The 17,732-nt window shown below is 34.4% G+C and carries 15 protein-coding genes, 1 tRNA gene and 3 pseudogenes; 11 read left to right on the top strand and 8 right to left on the bottom strand.

Annotated features, from left to right (window positions below; all coding sequences use genetic code 11):
* Positions 1–921: 921 nt before the first annotated feature.
* The 4 genes from wVul_RS05860 to trmD form a co-directional block, all read right to left on the bottom strand.
* On the bottom strand, positions 922–1,719 hold the full coding sequence (locus wVul_RS05860) for a phosphoribosylformylglycinamidine synthase subunit PurQ (RefSeq protein ID WP_047759548.1): 798 nt from the start codon (positions 1,717–1,719) through the stop codon (positions 922–924).
* The gene (gene pstA / locus wVul_RS05855) at positions 1,716–2,966 is read right to left on the bottom strand and encodes a phosphate ABC transporter permease PstA (RefSeq protein WP_047759547.1); all 1,251 of its coding nucleotides are present in this window, start codon (positions 2,964–2,966) and stop codon (positions 1,716–1,718) included. Before pstA ends, wVul_RS05860 begins: the two co-directional genes overlap by 4 nt.
* A 221-nt stretch (positions 2,967–3,187) precedes the next feature.
* Positions 3,188–3,565, bottom strand: coding sequence for a 50S ribosomal protein L19 (rplS, locus tag wVul_RS05850; RefSeq protein ID WP_047759546.1), 378 nt, complete (start codon positions 3,563–3,565; stop codon positions 3,188–3,190).
* Positions 3,562–4,260 (bottom strand): tRNA (guanosine(37)-N1)-methyltransferase TrmD, encoded by a 699-nt coding sequence (trmD, locus tag wVul_RS05845; protein ID WP_047759545.1) that lies wholly within the window; start codon positions 4,258–4,260, stop codon positions 3,562–3,564. Before trmD ends, rplS begins: the two co-directional genes overlap by 4 nt.
* 65 nt (positions 4,261–4,325) lie before the next feature.
* Here trmD and purC point away from each other — a divergent pair, with 65 nt between their 5' ends.
* Positions 4,326–5,048, top strand: a complete 723-nt coding sequence (purC, locus tag wVul_RS05840) for a phosphoribosylaminoimidazolesuccinocarboxamide synthase (RefSeq protein ID WP_047759544.1) — start codon at positions 4,326–4,328, stop codon at positions 5,046–5,048.
* Here purC and purM read toward each other — a convergent pair.
* Positions 5,045–6,083: pseudogene (purM, locus tag wVul_RS05835) on the bottom strand (phosphoribosylformylglycinamidine cyclo-ligase). The gene purC and the pseudogene purM overlap by 4 nt on opposite strands.
* Before the next feature lie 137 nt (positions 6,084–6,220).
* On the opposite strand from purM, the gene wVul_RS05830 reads away from it, so the two are divergent.
* From wVul_RS05830 to wVul_RS09925, 5 genes and pseudogenes are all read left to right on the top strand, one after another.
* Positions 6,221–6,496 carry a hypothetical protein gene (locus wVul_RS05830; RefSeq protein WP_047759543.1) on the top strand — a complete coding sequence of 92 codons (276 nt, stop codon included), beginning with the start codon at positions 6,221–6,223 and terminating at the stop codon, positions 6,494–6,496.
* Between the two features lie 14 nt (positions 6,497–6,510).
* Positions 6,511–6,846 (top strand): histidine phosphotransferase family protein, encoded by a 336-nt coding sequence (locus wVul_RS05825; protein ID WP_238580455.1) that lies wholly within the window; start codon positions 6,511–6,513, stop codon positions 6,844–6,846.
* 191 nt (positions 6,847–7,037) lie between these two features.
* Positions 7,038–7,733 (top strand): annotated as a pseudogene (locus tag wVul_RS08960) (IS5 family transposase).
* Positions 7,720–7,970: pseudogene (locus wVul_RS08955) on the top strand (transposase); the annotation flags it as partial. The pseudogenes wVul_RS08960 and wVul_RS08955, both read left to right, overlap by 14 nt.
* 261 nt (positions 7,971–8,231) lie before the next feature.
* Positions 8,232–8,483, top strand: a complete 252-nt coding sequence (locus tag wVul_RS09925) for an integrase core domain-containing protein (protein ID WP_238580427.1) — start codon at positions 8,232–8,234, stop codon at positions 8,481–8,483.
* A 558-nt stretch (positions 8,484–9,041) separates the two neighbouring features.
* On the opposite strand, the gene wVul_RS09395 is transcribed toward wVul_RS09925, so the two are convergent.
* Both wVul_RS09395 and wVul_RS05795 read right to left on the bottom strand, forming a co-directional pair.
* Complete coding sequence (locus wVul_RS09395) at positions 9,042–9,191, bottom strand: hypothetical protein (RefSeq protein WP_161794189.1); 150 nt, start codon at positions 9,189–9,191, stop codon at positions 9,042–9,044.
* A 524-nt stretch (positions 9,192–9,715) separates the two neighbouring features.
* Positions 9,716–11,158, bottom strand: coding sequence for a replicative DNA helicase (locus tag wVul_RS05795; protein WP_047759538.1), 1,443 nt, complete (start codon positions 11,156–11,158; stop codon positions 9,716–9,718).
* Between the two features lie 102 nt (positions 11,159–11,260).
* On the opposite strand from wVul_RS05795, the gene wVul_RS05790 reads away from it, so the two are divergent.
* The 5 genes from wVul_RS05790 (at position 11,261) to wVul_RS05770 (ending at position 17,040) form a co-directional block, all read left to right on the top strand.
* Positions 11,261–11,343, top strand: a tRNA-Leu gene (locus wVul_RS05790).
* A 22-nt stretch (positions 11,344–11,365) separates the two neighbouring features.
* Entirely contained in the window at positions 11,366–11,968 is a 603-nt protein-coding gene (locus wVul_RS05785) for an RDD family protein (protein ID WP_047759537.1), read from the top strand.
* A 147-nt stretch (positions 11,969–12,115) separates the two neighbouring features.
* On the top strand, positions 12,116–14,329 hold the full coding sequence (locus wVul_RS05780) for a lipase family protein (RefSeq protein WP_153295623.1): 2,214 nt from the start codon (positions 12,116–12,118) through the stop codon (positions 14,327–14,329).
* Positions 14,330–14,445: 116 nt separating this feature from the next.
* Entirely contained in the window at positions 14,446–15,771 is a 1,326-nt protein-coding gene (locus wVul_RS05775) for a dihydroorotase (protein WP_047759536.1), read from the top strand.
* An 84-nt stretch (positions 15,772–15,855) separates the two neighbouring features.
* Positions 15,856–17,040, top strand: coding sequence for a ribonuclease D (locus wVul_RS05770; protein ID WP_047759535.1), 1,185 nt, complete (start codon positions 15,856–15,858; stop codon positions 17,038–17,040).
* Here the strand turns inward: wVul_RS05770 and coaE are convergent.
* Complete coding sequence (gene coaE / locus wVul_RS05765; protein WP_047759534.1) at positions 17,030–17,608, bottom strand: dephospho-CoA kinase; 579 nt, start codon at positions 17,606–17,608, stop codon at positions 17,030–17,032. The two genes, wVul_RS05770 and coaE, sit on opposite strands and share 11 nt — an antisense overlap.
* Between the last annotated feature and the right edge of the window lie 124 nt (positions 17,609–17,732).

Raw genomic sequence — 17,732 nt, 5'->3', positions numbered from 1 at the left:
TCAGAAGTATTTTTTGATTTTATGATACAGCTTGAGTAATTTTTTTGTTGACTAGCAAGACGGTATCTTTCTTCTAGAAATTTGTTATATTCAATTCAGTTGCTGACTTTCATTCTTTGTGGCATAAGCTGTATTTACTTGATAGATATTTACTCTATAACAGAATCACTGCTGAATCTTTTTTTCCTATGTAACAAAGCCTGCCCGTCTTGGCAACGCACTCTCTTAACTGACTCAGCAGATCCCAAGGACATTGTCTACTACAGATTTTTTCTCACAACCAAAAAGAAACGTATAATATCCCATAGACAGAGTCAAGAGAAGGAATATAGCTGGAAGCAAAAATGAAGCAAGTACATTTTGCGATCCAGGAAGGATAAACCAGACAGCAATTGCTGCTGATACAGCTAAAAATAACCCTGACATAACGAGTTTATTTTTCTTCTGTATCCGTTATCAATAACTGTATTTACGCCAATGAAAGCTACATCAACCATTGCTCACACCTCACTAAAGTAATATTAGCTTAATAATAGCATTGTTGTGATAAAAAGTCAATATTATGAATATTTTAATTAATTTCTCAAATAATCTAACTAAGTAGAAAAAAGGCAAAAGAAGCTCAGAGTAGCGAGTTTTGACTCTATAATAATAGAAATTGGCGTTGTAATAATGTGCTAACGCTTATTTTAAGCGCGATTTGGTTGAATGTAGAAAAAATAAAAAAGACATACAGCCGCTATAATTTTATGTAATCCGCCAATAAATACCCTGAGTTTTTTACTGAATTTTGTGATTGAGCCTACAGGTCAAAAACAATGGGTCATAAGTACCCTTACTGCCACGATAAGAGAAATAGCAAGGTCCGTCAAGTGGCTTTTTGCAATACCAGAATCGATTATAAATCCCTACAAATCAATTTTAACAAAAATACCTTAGTGCATTTTCAAATACAAGCATCCCATCACCATATTTTGGCACAGCAACACCTAAGCGTTTGTACTTTTCCTTTTCAAACGGCCAGTTATCTTGTTGAGTGAAAAACATTCCCCTCTCTGGGTGAGGCATTAAAGCTAGCACTCTACCACTTTTGTCTGACAAAGCTGCCAGATCATATGTAGATCCGTTTGGATTGTAAGGAAATTGTAAATTTGCATAGTCACCATCTCCATCAACGTAACGTAGTGCAAAGGAATTATTTTCAACCAATTGATTTAAAATATCTTGATCCATAAAAAACCTGCCTTCTCCATGAGCAACAGGAAGATATAGTTCATTCAGACCCTGTAGCCAAACAGAATTACTTTGTGGATTAACTTTCACTCTAACCCAACAGCATTGATAATTACCTATATCATTAGGAATTAAAGCTAGATTAGAGAATTCTGGAACTAATTTTACTAATATCTGGCAACCATTACATATTCCTATAATAAGCTTATCCTGAGATAAGAAATCTTGAAATTCGTCTAACAAGTTGTTCTTAATACGCAAAGCAAATGCATTGCCAGCACCAGTGTCATCACCGTAGGAAAAACCTCCTGGAATTGCAAGTATATTGCTTGATTTTAGTTTATCTGGATTATTTATAACCTCATTAATGTGAACAATTTTTACTTCTACATTGCTGATATCAAGTTTTCTGCTACATTCCATAAATGCAAATGCAGTTTCTTTTTCACAATTTAAGCCATAACCAGATAAAACAATAACTTTCATGAATCAAAAAACTCGAACTTTCTTTTTACAAAATTTGCTATTAAATTCAAAGCAAATAGCATTAACAACAAAGCTATAATTGCAATGGCAGCAAGTTCAATAAATGCAATTTCAGGACTACTTGACCATATATATATTTGTACAGGTAGAACAGTTGCCGGATCGAAGAAGGATGTAGGTGTATCAGCAATAAATGCTACCATACCTATCATAAGTAAAGGGGAAGACTCTCCTAAAATCCTTGCAATTGCAAGCACAGCACCATGTATTATCCTTGGTAACGCAATCGGCAAAGAGTGATCCAATATTACCTTGACGTGAGGTGCTCCAAGAGCAAAAGCTGCATCTTTTATTGCAATAGGAACGTTTGTAAAGGCATTTTTTGTCGCAATGATAATATTAGGCAGCATCATAAATGAAAGAGTCATCCCACCAACAAGCGGTGAAGAACGGGGTAGCCCAAATATGCCAAGGTAGAGAGTCAGTCCTACTACACCAAATATTATCGAAGGCACTGCAGCAAGGTTGTTCATGCTAATTTCTACAATACTAGTTATTAGCCTATTTTTAGGCATAAATTCATAAAGACAGACGCCCGACATAATTCCTATTGGTAGTGCCAATACTAAGCACACTACAATTGTCATTAATGAACCGATAAATGCCCCTAAAATCCCTGCATTCTCGGGCTCACGAGAATCAGACTTAAGAAATAGAGACTTATTAAAAAATTTTCTTACTCTCCCCTTTTCTTTCAAGCAATCAAGTAATTTAGCGTAACGATCATTCAAACATTTATTTTTATATACTGAATTGATCACACTCGATGCGGTAAACCAAATCTCATATTCACCACTATTTTTTACTCTCTTAAGAAAAAACTTCTCTAGCTCCTTGTAAGAGTTACGACTTAAAATTTCGTCACTGTCTTTAAAATCAATTCCTTCAAATACTTTATGTAAAGAATTATTGAGTAGGATAATGGACTTATATCGGAAATCACCAGGATTATTCGTTAAAGTAAGATCAGCACTTATTTCAATTGGCAATAAAATTTTCGTTACTGTTAAGGCGCTATAGGAGTTAACTAATATACTTAACAATATACATATAGGGCAGCCAAGTGAGATAACTAGTGCCGTGAAAGAGCAAAAGCGTAACATTCTGTTCTTTTTATTTTTCCTTTTTATACGAGCGTGCACACGCCTTGACTGAAGCAATTTAAGAAATTTTTTCTTTATACTCATTTATTTTTCCTGGATCCTATCGTCAAGCCCATAGATATACAAACGTCCAGTTTAATAACCATTGATGTCATACATAGTAGCTAACACTGGAATCCAGTTATAAAAATATCTACAAATCAGACAATAGACTCTATGCTAAAAATCACATCCATGATATAGGATAAGGCAGATCCTAGTGCCATGCACTGGGATGACACAATTGACATCACTCCCTATTGTATCTACTTAGATTTCTTTTTAACATAAGTAGTACGTTCTTTGACCCTTGCAGCTTTCCCAAACAGCTTGCACAGATAATACAATTTTGCTCTACGGACCTTTCCCTTTCTTATCACTTGTACTGAAATCAATGCAGGAGAGTAAACAAAAAATTGCGATACTATACTTTCTCCATGACTTACCTTTCTAACTGAAAAAGAAGAGTGTAATCCGCGGTTTCTTTGTGAAATGCACACGCCTTCAAATATCTGTATACGTTCACTTGCACCGTCAACTACTTTAAAAGTGACCTTCAAATCATCACCAGGACGAAAGACCGGCAGCTCTTTAGTTAGTATTTGCATTTGCTGCTCATTAAATTTCTCAAGCAAATTTGTCATTTATCATCTCCATTCAACAACTCGGGTCGACGCTCCTTTGTTATAACATAAGATTGCTCCTGCCTCCAATCATTTATTTTCCTATGATTGCCAGACAATAGAACCTCAGGAACTTTATGCCCATTCCACTGCTCAGGTCTAGTATATTGAGGATATTCAAGCATACCACCACTATAACTAAAACTTTCTTCAATAACGCTATCAGAATTACTTACTACACCTGGAAGAAGCCTAACGCATGTATCAAGAACTACCATTGCAGCCGGCTCACCTCCTGAAAGTATATAATCTCCAATACTTAACTCATAAGGAGTATATACATCAATTATTCTTTGGTCAATACCTTCAAATCGACCACACAATATTGTTATATGAGGAAACTCTAATAATTCTCTGGCAATATTCTGATTAAATTTTGTGCCAGATGGAGTCATATAAATAAATCTAGTATTTTTATGAACAGAAAGCACGTTATTAACTGCATCGCCAACCACATCAGGACGCATAACCATTCCTGCTCCACCTCCATATGGAACATCATCCACAGTTGAATGTTTATCTTTTGCAAAAGAACGAATACTTATTACTTCAAGGTTCCATATTTTTTTTTCTAACGCTTTTCCGGCAAGAGAATAGTTCAAAAACCCGGGGAACATTTCTGGAAATATGGTTAACACTGTAACACTAAATGTCATTAGCAAATTTGTAGTAAACTAAGCAGCAATTTGATATTATCTTATAGTATACAGCTAAATTAATCATGTCATCGAATAAAATCATTTACGAAGGTAAAGCAAAATCCATTATAGCAACTGAAGACTCGTTAACTGTCATACAGCACTTTAAAGATGATGTTACAGCGTTCAACAAGGAAAAATATGAAATCATTGAGGGTAAAGGAATAATTAATAATCATGTTAGTGCTTTTATCATGAAAAAGCTTGAAGAAGCAGGAATTAGCACGCACTTTATAAAAACTCTAAACGAAAGAGAACAGCTAGTTAAAAAACTTAAGATAATACCTCTTGAGATAGTGGTTAGAAATATTGCAGCTGGCAGCTTTTGCAAACGTTTTAATATCAAAGAAGGTGAGGCACTTACATCTCCTATAATCGAGTTTTTTTACAAAAATGATGACCTAGCCGACCCAATGGTGAATGAAAATCACATACTGTACTTTAATTGGCTATCTAGCAAAGAAATGGATGAAGTTAAAGCTAAAACTTTAGAGATTAACAAAATTTTAGTCGACCTATTTTCAAATGCAAATATACATTTAGTTGATCTCAAATTAGAATTTGGCAGATTAATAAATGACAGTACTAAAATCATTTTAGCCGATGAAATCAGCCCTGATAACTGCAGGTTATGGGATAAAAATACTTATAAAAAGCTAGATAAAGACGTCTTTCGTTTGAATTTAGGTGACTTGAAAGAAGCATACTTAGAAGTTGCAAAAAGACTGCCAGTAAAGTTAGGTTAACTAAATACCACTCTATCAGATAGAGGATTACATGCTTCATCAAGTTTTCCAATAATTTCAATTTTTTCTCCACGCTTTTGGAAATGGCTTTCCACATCCTTAACATTTTCGGGATCTACAATCAGCACCATACCAATACCACAATTAAATGTTTTTAACATTTCTCTCTTTTCTATTTTGCCTTTTTCTTCCAGCCATAAAAATATATCTGGCCACTTCCAGGAGTTAATGTCTATGTTTGCAAATAAGTTTTTTGGAAGAATCCGCGGAATATTATCTATTAATCCGCCACCTGTGATGTGTGCAATGCCTTTTATTTTTGACACGATAGGCAACAAAGAATCAACATATATCTTTGTTGGTTCAAGTAGTATTTCACCCCAAGATTTATTATTCCATGGAGATATATCATTATAATTTATACCTAAGCTTTTGAAAATATGGCGCACCAAAGAAAATCCATTTGAATGAATTCCATTTGACTCTAAGCCGACTATATAGTCACCTTCCTTCATAGCATCACATTTTGGAAGAATTTTGCTTTTATCAACTACACCAACTACAAATCGTGCAAGGTCATAGTGATTATTACCATACATTCCAGGCATTTCCGCAGTTTCTCCACCAACCAATGCTATTTTAGCTTGCTTTGCACCCCTTTGCAATGCTTTGGATCACAGATACTAAAACGTCTTTGCTCAAAACGCCTGTTGCAAAGTAATCAAGAAAAAATAAAGGCGTTGCTCCTTGTGCAAGTAAGTCATTTACACACATTGCAACTAAATCTATACCTATAGTATCATGCTTATTCACTTCTTGAGCTATTAACAATTTTGTTCCCACTCCATCAGTTGAGGAAACGAGCACTGGATGGTCGTACTTCTTACTCAGTGTAGAAAAATCAAACAATGCAGAAAATGACCCTACTTCGCTAATTACTTCTTCTCCTTTAGTCTTTTCAATAATAGGTTTAACTTTTTTTATCAGCTCATTATATAGTTTTAGATCTATTCCCGATTTAGCATAAGTACTCATAGTTCTTTTATAAATCTCACAATTATTAATACTACATTAATGCTTGGACACAAAAAACACAACGAAACTTTCTCTTAAATTGACTACTACGTGCCTACCAATATAGGGTTAACTTAAATCATTTATACTTTTATCCAATGAATAAAAACATAATGTTAATAACAGAATGCCTATCAGGACGAATTCTTCATGATCTTGCTAGTTCTATGCAAGGAATAGTGGGTGGATTGGAAGAGTTTGAAGAAAACAATCCTAATATGCTAAAAGAAATAACATCACTACTTGAAGAAAGCTCTAATGGTTTAATATATAAATATAAAGTTATGAAGCAAGCGTATTCTTCTTCATTAGATAATCGCAGCTTTGATAAGACTAAATCCAATATAGAAAATTATTTATTAAAAAAAAAGTAAAGCTTAAGTGGAAGATAAGTGAATGCCCTACAGAAGACTTAATTGAAAGAATAAATAAGATAATCTCCAATATGGTGATAACTATAGTCAGTGCAGTGGCACAAATTGAATTAGTGTCTATTTTGCTGGCTAAAACAGAAGATAAAACACTACTAACTATAAAAGTAGAAAATGAACATAGATCAATAAGCACATCATTAGTAAGCAAGTTAACAAAAAAAAATGATATTCCTTTGGACACAAAAAACATTAGTATCTATATGACTTCTTTACTGTTAGAGCATTATAACACTAAAATCAATTGTACTTGCGAAAGTAATTCGCTGAATATAGGCTTAACTATAACTTAAAATGACCTCGTATTTCATGAAAAGCACTCAATGTTGTAAGTTTGGGTATTAAATAAAGAAAGGAAAAATTCTGTAAAATAACTTAGATATAAAATCTGTAGTTAATTTCTTTTTGAAAGCTACAGATTCTTAGAACCTGTTTAAAATCTCTAGAGGATGAGGTAAAGTAGGCATAGATTTAAGAGTGTGGTATATATATATGCAAAACAAGTGATGTAAGTCGAGAACAATTTGAAAAAATCAGACCAATACTGGAAAGCAGCAGAAAGAAAACAAGGCCAAGAAAACTTATGGTATATTTTGTGGAGTGCTGTACATTCTAAAAAGCGGTTGTCAATGGACCAAAGGATTTTCCAAAGTGGGAAAACATATACTACTATTTTCAAATCTGGAATAAAAAAAATGGAGAAGAATCAAGTTTTCTGCAACTAGTCTTAAAAAAAATTAATTGAGACAAAGCAATGGTCGGAGAGAGAAAATCAGCTTTTGTATAATTGATGCACAGAGTGTAAAGAACACAGATACTGCTGAAAAGAAGGGCTATGATGCTGGCAAAAAGATTTCTGGTATAAAACCCATGTTGCAGTTGATACTCAAGACATGCAATTCATGTGACAACTGCAGAAGTAACTGACCGTAGCAGTGCTTTGATAATGGTTAAAAATGCTAAAGAAAACCTCTCAAAATATACTAGTTGATGCCGGCTACACTGGAGAAAATTTTGCAACTCAAATAAAAGATACTATTGGTGCAACTGTTGAGGTGAAGCGAATTACACAGGTTTGCCGTATTGCCAAAAAGATGGGTTGTTTTTTGCTTGGTTGGAGAAGTGTAGACGGTTATGGAAAAATTGCGAGCGAAAACTCAACACCAGCCGGGAGTGTTAAATATTCTGGGCCAGTTAGGCAGCTAATTTATACTACTAATCCCATTGAGGGGCTACACAGGCAAATTAGGAAATTTACCAAGACCAAGGGCGCATTTACCAACACAAATGCCTTGTATAAGCAGGTATATTGTGCTATAAAAAAAGTAGAGCAAAAATGGCTCTGCCTAATTGGTCTTTAACTGTATCTCAACTTGACATCTTCTTTCCTGGTAGATTGAAAATTGAGTTGAATTAAAAATTCGGTTTGACACAGTTTATTTAACACTTCCGATTCTTTAAAAAAAATTATCTTATTTTAGATCAAGATTTCTTAAAAAATAAATATAACAAATAAACCTTAAATGGTTGCTATATTGGGCGTATTCTCTTAACTTGACGCGTATGCTTCAAAAAATACTCTGGATTTCCTTGAACAGCTAAGAGAAAGAATGCCCTTTCATTGTCAAAGAATTCAAACTGATAGAGGGCAGGAATTTTTTGCTTATGAGGTGCAGGAATGTGCTTAGTAGAATGGAAAATTAAATTTCGTCCTATTAAGCCGTTTTCTCCACATTTAAATGGCAAAGTGGAAAGAGCACAGCGTACAGATTTAGATGAATTTTATAGTAGCGTTAACATCAAGGATCCTGAATTGCAAATTAAACTTAGAGGTTGGGAAGAATATTATAATAAACAACGTTCTCATAGTACTCTTCAAGGAAAAACTCCATGGCAAAGAACTAGAAAGTACAATTCCTTGTTTAAGTGAAGTGCAAAAAAATTATATCTCGTCAAAAGAGCCATTTGTCATGCAAAATTACAAGCACGATCAGAGGTTAAGATCACTTCAAAAATATAAAATCTCTTAACAGACTACCTATTTCGAGTTTAGACTTGATTTGACAAATCAGCTGTAATAACCTCTATGAATCACACACATAAAACTAGGCTCTGTGAACAAAATTTTAGAATAACCATATGAGTACTCTGATAAAATTCAAAAAACCCATAAAGACCTCAGTAGTCTTATCAAAACGAGAGAAAATGCGTTTAAAATTTTTAATTTTCCCGAAGAAGCACTCAATCAGATGCCGCTCTTTATAAATATGCTCATCATAATGTTTCTGCACTTTACGATTCCGCTTTGGTGGAATAACAACAGTGCATCCTTTACTTTCAAGACTAGCAATAAAAGCATATAGCCTTTATCGGCCACTACAGTGGAGCTAGAGACATTTTTAATCAGAATTGTGATGCCTGCGTTCCTTTGGCCTAAGGTCAGAATAAATTTGAGTGGATTTCCCAATGCGTCAACAAGTGCGTGATTTTAGTTCACCTTTATCCGCCCTAAGACCTCTTGAGCCTGAGAATCTTTTCTATATCCAGCTGAACATGAATGAGATCTGATGATTGTTCCATCAATTATGGAGATTTCCAAATCTGGATCTTGTTGTGCATACTTAAGTAATTTTGCCAAAATTCCCTTTTCGCACCACTTTTTAAACCTCTTATGTATACTCCTGTAATTACCGTAAATTCTTGGTCATTGGCGGCCACTTTGCCACACTGCTTCCATAAATATTCTTAACTTCTCCTCATTTTTACTGTGTATTCCTTTTGTGCTCTTTAAAAATGCAAAAATTTGCTTCCAAATTTCCTTTTTTATGTGATATTTCATACGGTAACTTCTCTATATTTATGATCATTAGGTTAAATTACCGCTTTTTTATACTTCCTGCCCTCAATTAATTTGACCTGCTAACATTTTGTTCACAGAGCCTAGTGAAATTACCTCTTTCTTTTCTGTCTTAATCGATTGCTTTTTCATTAAAAATTCATTGAGGTTCTTTGATAAGCGAGTTATTTTATTCATTGTTGCTTCTCTCATTAAAAATGTATCTTGCAGAACTTATACCTTATTATTCTATCCTCTTCATTCTTATTTTTCCTTAACTTGACTCGTATGATTTGTTGAATACTTCCAGCATTTCCTAAAGACCACTAGAGACTATATCTTTCTGTATAATCTTTAAACGCACCTCTGTTAGAGTCAAAATGTAGCTTCACACTACCAATTGGTCCGTTTCTTTGTTTTGCAATAATCAGTTCTGCAATATTTCTAATTTTCTCCATTTTCTCTTGCCACTCTCGATGTTTATTACTCCCTTCATTTGGCTGTTTTCTTAATTCATAATATTCTTCTCTATAGAGGAACATTACTATATCTGCATCCTGCTCTATGCTTCCTGAATCACGTAAATCGGAAAGTTGTGGTTTCTTATCATCCCTCTGCTCAACAGAACGAGAGAGCTGCGATAGTGCGACAATGGGAATATTTAGTTCCTTTGCAATTGCTTTCAAACCTTGTGTCACTTCTGAGATTTCTTGCACTCTATTTTCATTGCTTCTCTTTGTTGTTCCTCGAATTAACTGTAGATAATCGATAAATACCACTTCTACATTGTATAGTTGATATAGCAGACGTATTCTGGTACGAAGGGCACTAATTGATAGTGCAGGAGTGTCATCTATGATGAAAGGTAATTCGGATAGATCCGTACTAGCATTAATGAACTCGTGTAATTCAAAATCACTAATTCTCCCAGTCAGTGCCTTATAATAACCAATGCCTGAATCTATAGTAATCAATCTTGCGGTCAATTGCTCTGCTGACATTTCAAGTGAGAAAAACGCTACGTAGTGTTGTTTATCTGTTCTTTTTTGCAAAATCTTACAAGCGTTAAGTGCGATGTTCAGCGCCAATGCTGTCTTCCCCATTGAGGGCCTTGCAGCTATAATTAACAGATCAGATTTCTGCAAACCACCAAGAAGCTGATTTAGATCTTGAAGCCCGGTTGTAATACCTAGCGCTTCTGGATTATTCTTCAGCTTGCTAATCTTCTCAACCACATCTTTAATTGAACTTGCAAGCTTTATGTATGTCTTCTCGCCTTGCTTTTTTACTGCTAAGTTGAACAATTTTGTCATTGCTTGCTCAATTTGTACCTGTGCAGGATTTTCAATGTTGTAGTTATAACTATCGTCAACTATCTCCTGTCCAAGCTTGATTAAGCATCTTCTTAAATAAGTATCACGGATTATTCTGGTCAAGCTATAGATATCAAGTGCAATACTTGCCTTTGCAGCAAGCTTTGCTAAGTACTCAACTCCACCACATTCGGCAAATGCTTTATCATTCTCGAAAAACATCTTGAGGCTCAGTTCATTAGCAACTATACCGTGTTTTCTGGTTTTAGATATTTGGGTAAAAATGCTTTGATGTAGCGGATCATAGAAATTATCTGCTGCAATTATATCTTCGACTGCATCACAAATTCTATTATCACGAACCATTGCACCAATGAGCATTTGCTCTGCTTCTAAATTATGTGGCAATTTGCATATTTCTTCTCTTGAATCAATAAGATTAGCTAATTCATTCATTTTAAGTTTTTAGAGTAATGATTGATTATTGTAGAATATTCAGTCCTTACTTGAAAGAGAAAAAATTTGACTAATCCTGTGTTGCTTATAGCATTAAAGTAGGCCCCTGTGGTGGAATGGTAGACACGGCAGACTCAAAATCTGTTGCTTGCAAAAGTATGCTGGTTCAAGTCCGGCCAGGGGCACTCAAACATTGGAAAGTGCTTTATGTTACACAAGTTTTTTGATCGCTTGTTTTCTATTTTTTCTTCTATAAATGCTATTCAAAAGATAAAGAAAGATGAAAATGGAATATGCTACGTAACGGGACTTAGGCGCTATTTGTCAGTGCTGCTTGATTTAATTATCATCGTTTTGTTCTTGCAGCTTTGCGGCCAAGCCTTAAGCCAACTCTTCATGAGCTCAGAGAGCAGTAAAATATTAGGCCAAATTGCCGCAAAATATCAAACGCAAGTGCCATTATCTGCAGAGGAAACAGCAATGCAGAGTAAACTCACTAAGCTACTAATTCTAAATCAAATAATCCAGTTCATTATGCTTTTTAGCTATGTGGTATATATGTGGATAAGGTTTGGTGCTACACCTGGAAAATTCTTACTTGGGCTTAGAGTTGTGAATGCAAAAACTTTTGAGAAACTAACTCTAAAACAAGCAACCAAAAGATTTTTTTCTTTTATATTGTCAACGGCACCATTATTCCTGGGTTTCATATGGTCAAGTTTCGACAAACGCTGCCAAACTTGGCACGATAAGATCGCAGACACAGTAGTTGTCACAAATAATAGCCTTAAGCTTAGTAGGGTGAATTAAGTCTTACATATTATTTTTATGTTTTTGGAAAAAGTAAATAATTCAAAAGATTTTAGTAATTTTACTAAATAAATTAAGCGTGATACTTGCTAAATACTTACCTCAATGGTATACTTAAGTTAATTAAGTTTGTAGTAGGTAAAAAGTATGGCTCCCCCTAATCTAGAAAATGGACTTCATACTTCTTTCAATGGATCGACTGTCGCTGAAAGTTCTATGGATTCTCTTGGTAGTTTTGTACATTTTGAAGAGGTAATAGAGGTAATAAAAGAAAATATAGCCAAAGATTTAGAACCACGTAAGAGTGAGTTAGAAGCTAATGGAGTTGATTTAAACACACTTTTAAATCAGGAAGCTTCTCACTTGATTAAAATACAGGAGAATATAGAGCATTTTAAAGATGCTGAGTTAAATAATGCTTCTGATCTTGCTGATCTGATAACAGGACAAGTTGCAGGATTTAGTGAACAAAAATTACTAGAAATGTGCACTTTTAGCAAGATTTCCTACGGTAATATGGACAAAAAATTAGAGAAAGATAAATATAAAACTAAAAGGAAATTTGAAGAAGAAGGTTATCAAATTATAAAATTTTACGACAATGAACTCATTGAAGATAAGTATTGCTTGGATACTGATTATAAATTGGAGCAACACGATGTTGGTTATGCTTTAACGGGCAAAAATTCATACAACCGAGATGCTGGTTATGTTTTTATCAAAGACGAGGAAGTAACTATAGCTTACCATGGGACTCGTGATTTGAATGATGTGAAGGAAGATCTTCGTGCTTCTTTAGCTAAATTATCATTTTTACCTGAAGATCATTATGTCCACTCTGGTTTCTACTTCTTATTCAAACGCTCTTGGCCTAGCATACATAAAGTATTACAAGGTTATGCTAATGATCAAGGGTTAGCAATCAAAGATTTAAAAATCAATGTTACAGGTCATAGCATGGGAGGTGCTCTTGCTAGTATAGCTGCTTTATGCCTTAATAAAACAGAAAATGCCGAAGATGTTCATGTTGCAACTTTTGGCTCTCCAAGAGTTTTCTATAATGGTGCTGCTAAAGTTTACAATGATTGTCTTGGAAATAAGACTATTAGAGTAGCTTGTCAATCAGATCCAGTACCATGTTTGCCATACGGTAATGCTGGTATGCATTATAAGCATGTAGGTAAACCATTAAAACTGGAAACGGGTAAAGCTTTAGAGTATTTGGAGCCACACTATCATAAAGTTGATACCTATTATAACCTTATCCAGGAAGTGCAGCAGGAGAATTTTAAATCAGACAACAATCCATCTAAGTATCGTCATATTGCTTATATTTGTGGCCTATTTTACCATGCAGTTTTGTCATATGTCGATGTGAATGATAAGGAGTTCTTTAAAAAAGTTGAGGAAGAAAATAAAGAGATTAAGCTTTCTGAAATACCCATTGAATATGCTCCAAACGTAGAAGAAAAACTTAAAAAAGGAGAAGAAGAAGTAGCTAAGCTTACTAATGAAAAAACTCAATTAGAGGGAAGGTTAAAGAATATACAACAAAGTTTGGTTGGAAAAACTAAAGAGCTAGATGATGAAAAAGAAAAATTAACACAAGAACAACAGAAGACTAATCAACTCAATGATCAAGTAGATAAACTTACTGCAGAATTTAAAGGGACAAAAGATCAGCTTGCAGAAAAGAAAGCAGAGCTGGATGAACAAACTAAAAAAGTAACCAAGCTTAATAGTACTATAAAGGAACTTAAGTCAACAAACGCTAAGCTAGAAAAGAATGCTGGTAATCTGAACAATCAGCTCACAGAAGAAAAGAAGATGCTGGAGGAGGTAAAAGCTCAATTTGAACAAGAAAATTGTCATTTAGCTAATCAAGTAAAAGAAGTTGAAAAGAAATTCCAACAAGCAGAAGCTCAATTTGCAAAGTCAAAGCAAAAACTAGCTGAAGAAACTAGTAAAGTAACGCAACTTAGCAAGGAATCTGATAAAACAAAAGCTCAGCTTGAAGAGGAAAAGAAAGCAATTGGAGAACTGAATGATCAAGTAACTCAACTGATTGCGCAAAATAATCAACTCAAAGAGGTTGCTGATAAACTAAATAATAAAAATGAAAAATTCTTAAAAGCAAGAACTTACAGTAAAAGGCAAGGTAATTATGCCTCTACTTCCCTTGTGTTATTTGGGACATTTGCTGTTGGGGCAAGTCTAACAATGATTCATTTAGCAATATGTATTTCGCTTGCTGTAGCTGCATTAACTTTTCTTGCAGTAGGGTGTTACTGTGCGTATAAGGCAAACACAGCACTTAATAATGTCGAGATCGAAAATAATAGTTATAGAATAGCTGCTTAGATATTAAGTTAGTAATTTAAATATTCTTTATTGCTAGTTATTATACCATCACTTTAATTTGGTTGTATTTTACTAAAAAAACTTTAGATTTATTTTGTAATCGATACTTAAATATAATGACACAATCTTGGAATTTATTGCAGACAGGGCAAAAGGAAGGCTATAAAATTGCGTATATAAATGCTCGTATTATCGACCCAGGAACTAAACTTGATATAAAAGGTTCATTGTTAACTGAAGGGGATAAAATTGTTGATTTTAGCGAATCATTACTTTCAACAAGTGGAGTTGATGAAACAATAGACTGTAAAGGGCTTGTTCTAATGCCAGGCCTTATTGACATTCACGTGCATTTTCGTGAACCAGGTCAAGAGCATAAAGAAACTATACATACGGGTAGCAAATCTGCAGCTGCAGGAGGCGTTACAACTGTAGTTTGTCAGCCAAACACTGTTCCAGCAATTGATAGTGTTGTCTTGGCTAAATATTTGAAATATAGAGCACTTGAAACTTCACATGTGAATGTTGAATTTTACGCTAAAATCACCACTTCGGAAGAAAAATTAACTAAAATGGCACTTTTAAAGGAAGCAGGTGCGGTTGGGTTCACCGATGATGGTATGCCAGTTATGAACCCAATGATTATGAGACAGGCGCTGCTTTATTCAAGTATGCTTGATGTTCCTATTGCTCAACATGCAGAAGATTTAAATTTATCTGCTGGTGGTGCAATTAATGAGGGTAAGATTTCTGAAGAATTGGGAGTGAAGGGAATCTTGAGTGCATCGGAATCGGTTATGGTAACTCGTGATATACTGCTAATGAAGGACATAGAAAATGTACACTACCATATTTTACATGTATCTTCAAAAGATTCACTTGATGCTATTAAACGTGCAAAAGATTTGGGATTAAATGTTACATGTGAAGTAACTCCTCATCACTTTACTTTAACCGAAGATATAGTAAAGCAACATGGAGCAATCGCAAAAATGAATCCGCCGCTTCGCACTGAAGAAGATCGTTTAGCTGTGATTGAAGGTTTAAAAACAGGTGTGATTGATTGCATTGCAACTGATCATGCACCCCATGATCGTAGTTCTAAAGATCTACCACTTGAAAATGCTGCATTTGGTATTGTTGGCCTTGAAACAATTCTGCCCCTTTCACTTGAACTATATCACAGTGGACAAATGGGTCTACTTGATGTGCTTGCAAAATTGACATATAAGCCTGCAGATATAATACATGTGCCACGTGGTCGTATACAAAAAAACCTTGCAGCGGACTTAATTTTAGTTGATTTGAATCATGAATGGGAAATTAAAGTTGACACCTTTGCTAGTAAGTCAAAGAATTCTCCTTTCGATGGACGTAAGGTAAAAGGGTGCGTAATACGTACTGTTGTGTCTGGCAAAACTGTATATTTACAGAAGAGTTAGTTATCATATAGTTGTGCTTTGAATTTCAACCAATTGTAAAGATTTAATATAAGTGGTAAAATATAGCCACTGAATAAAAAATATATGCTAATTAGTACGACATCGGAACTGGAGAATGCATGTGAAGAGTTGATAGCAAAAGAGCCAAAATTTATAGCAGTTGACACGGAGTTCATTAGAAACAATTTAATCTACTACCCAAGATTGTCGCTAATTCAAATTTCTTACGGAGATAAGAGTTTTATTGTAGATATACTAGTACCAGAGATTGACTTGTCGCTCATTAAGAAGATAATGCTGAATCGAGACATAACCAAAGTTTTTCATAGTTGTCGGCAAGACATAGAGTCCCTATTAACTGTGTTTAAGTGTGTTCCCACTCCCATTTTTGATACTCAAGTTGCTGCTATGTTTTGTCATTATTATCATGACTTTATTGGTTACTCAAAAGTAGTAGAACAATATCAAGGGATAGTGCTAGATAAGATTAAAGCTAAAAATTCAGACTGGTTAGGTCGTCCACTGTCTGAGGACCAATTAGACTATGCAATAAGCGATGTGGTACACTTATATGACCTACACCAAATATTGTGCAGTAAACTTGAAGAAAGTAATAGGATGAGTTGGTTTCAAGAAGAGATGGAATTATTGGTTAATATAAATAGGTATTTGCATAGTCCAAAAGATGCATGGAGGAGGATTAAATTTAACTATGAAGCAAATCCGAGGCTAATGTTAGTTGTTAAAGCAGTAAGTGAGTGGCAAGAGACTTTAGCACAACGCTATAATATCAATCGTAATAAAGTAATTAATAATGCTGTAATAATTGGTCTTATTGAAAAAAATGTGGAGCGTATTGACGAGGTTTTAGATGACCTTAAGAGGAACACAAAAAATATAAAAGAGGAAGATTTATTAGAATTTATAGATATTTTCAATGAGAATGAAAAGGAATTTGTGCAGCAAAATTATACTCTGTCAGATAATTATGATAAATCTGTATTTGATATACTCTCGATTATTTTAGAGAGCAAATGTAAGGAAAATAACATATCAAGAAAGTTAGTTTCATCAAAAGATGAGTTAGCTGGATCAATATCTGGGAAGATAGATAAATTATTCAAGGGATGGAGATATGATTTTTTCGGCAGATCAGTAGAATTGTTTTTGAACGCAGGCTCAAGGTTTGAAATTTTCATGGTAAAACCTGCGGATAGTACAGCTAAAATTCGGAGTAATCTGGTGGAAAATAACCGTATCACATGCTGAAGTCTAACGAGTTTATTATATCTTTCACTTGAGAAAAAACATTTGCGCTGGTATCGATAATGAAGTCACTCATTTGCCTTTTTTCTTCAATAGGTAGCTGAATACTGGACATTAAATCCAGCTTTTCTTTATCCATATTACGCTCACTGAGCCTTTTAGCTTGCACAATGCTATCTGCATGGATGAAAACAATAAAGTCGCAATATAAACGGAATCTAGTTTCCAGCAGGAGTGGAATGTCCAAGACTAAGAGCTTCCTATCGGTCTTTTTTTCCTGAGCAATAAAAATTTCTAATTCATTTCGCACAGCAGAATGCACTAAAGACTGGAATTGCTTCCAATTTTCATCATAGGCTAAAAAATATTCAAACAATACTGTTTTATCAATTTTTCCATTTACTACTACCCCAGGAAATTTTTCTTCTGCATAACTTATTATGTTTTCGTCCACTTTATAAAGCTGGTGCACGACAGAGTCGGCATCAAACACAATGGCATCAAATTCTTTAAAGCAATTGGCTACAAAGCTCTTTCCAACTGCAATTCCACCTGTTAGACCTATTATCATATAGCAAAAGACTTCTTAAAGAGAATATGTGCCGTAGCTGTTATGTCTACTTAAAACTGAATGTATGTGTATAAAAAGAAAAGCTATTATTTTTTTAGTAATCAAGTAAAATAGAGTAAAAGAT

This window comes from Wolbachia endosymbiont of Armadillidium vulgare str. wVulC (genome assembly GCF_001027565.1).
GTDB lineage: Bacteria > Pseudomonadota > Alphaproteobacteria > Rickettsiales > Anaplasmataceae > Wolbachia.
Note: the sequence above shows the minus strand (reverse complement) of the source record. Positions and strands in the feature narration are given on the sequence as shown.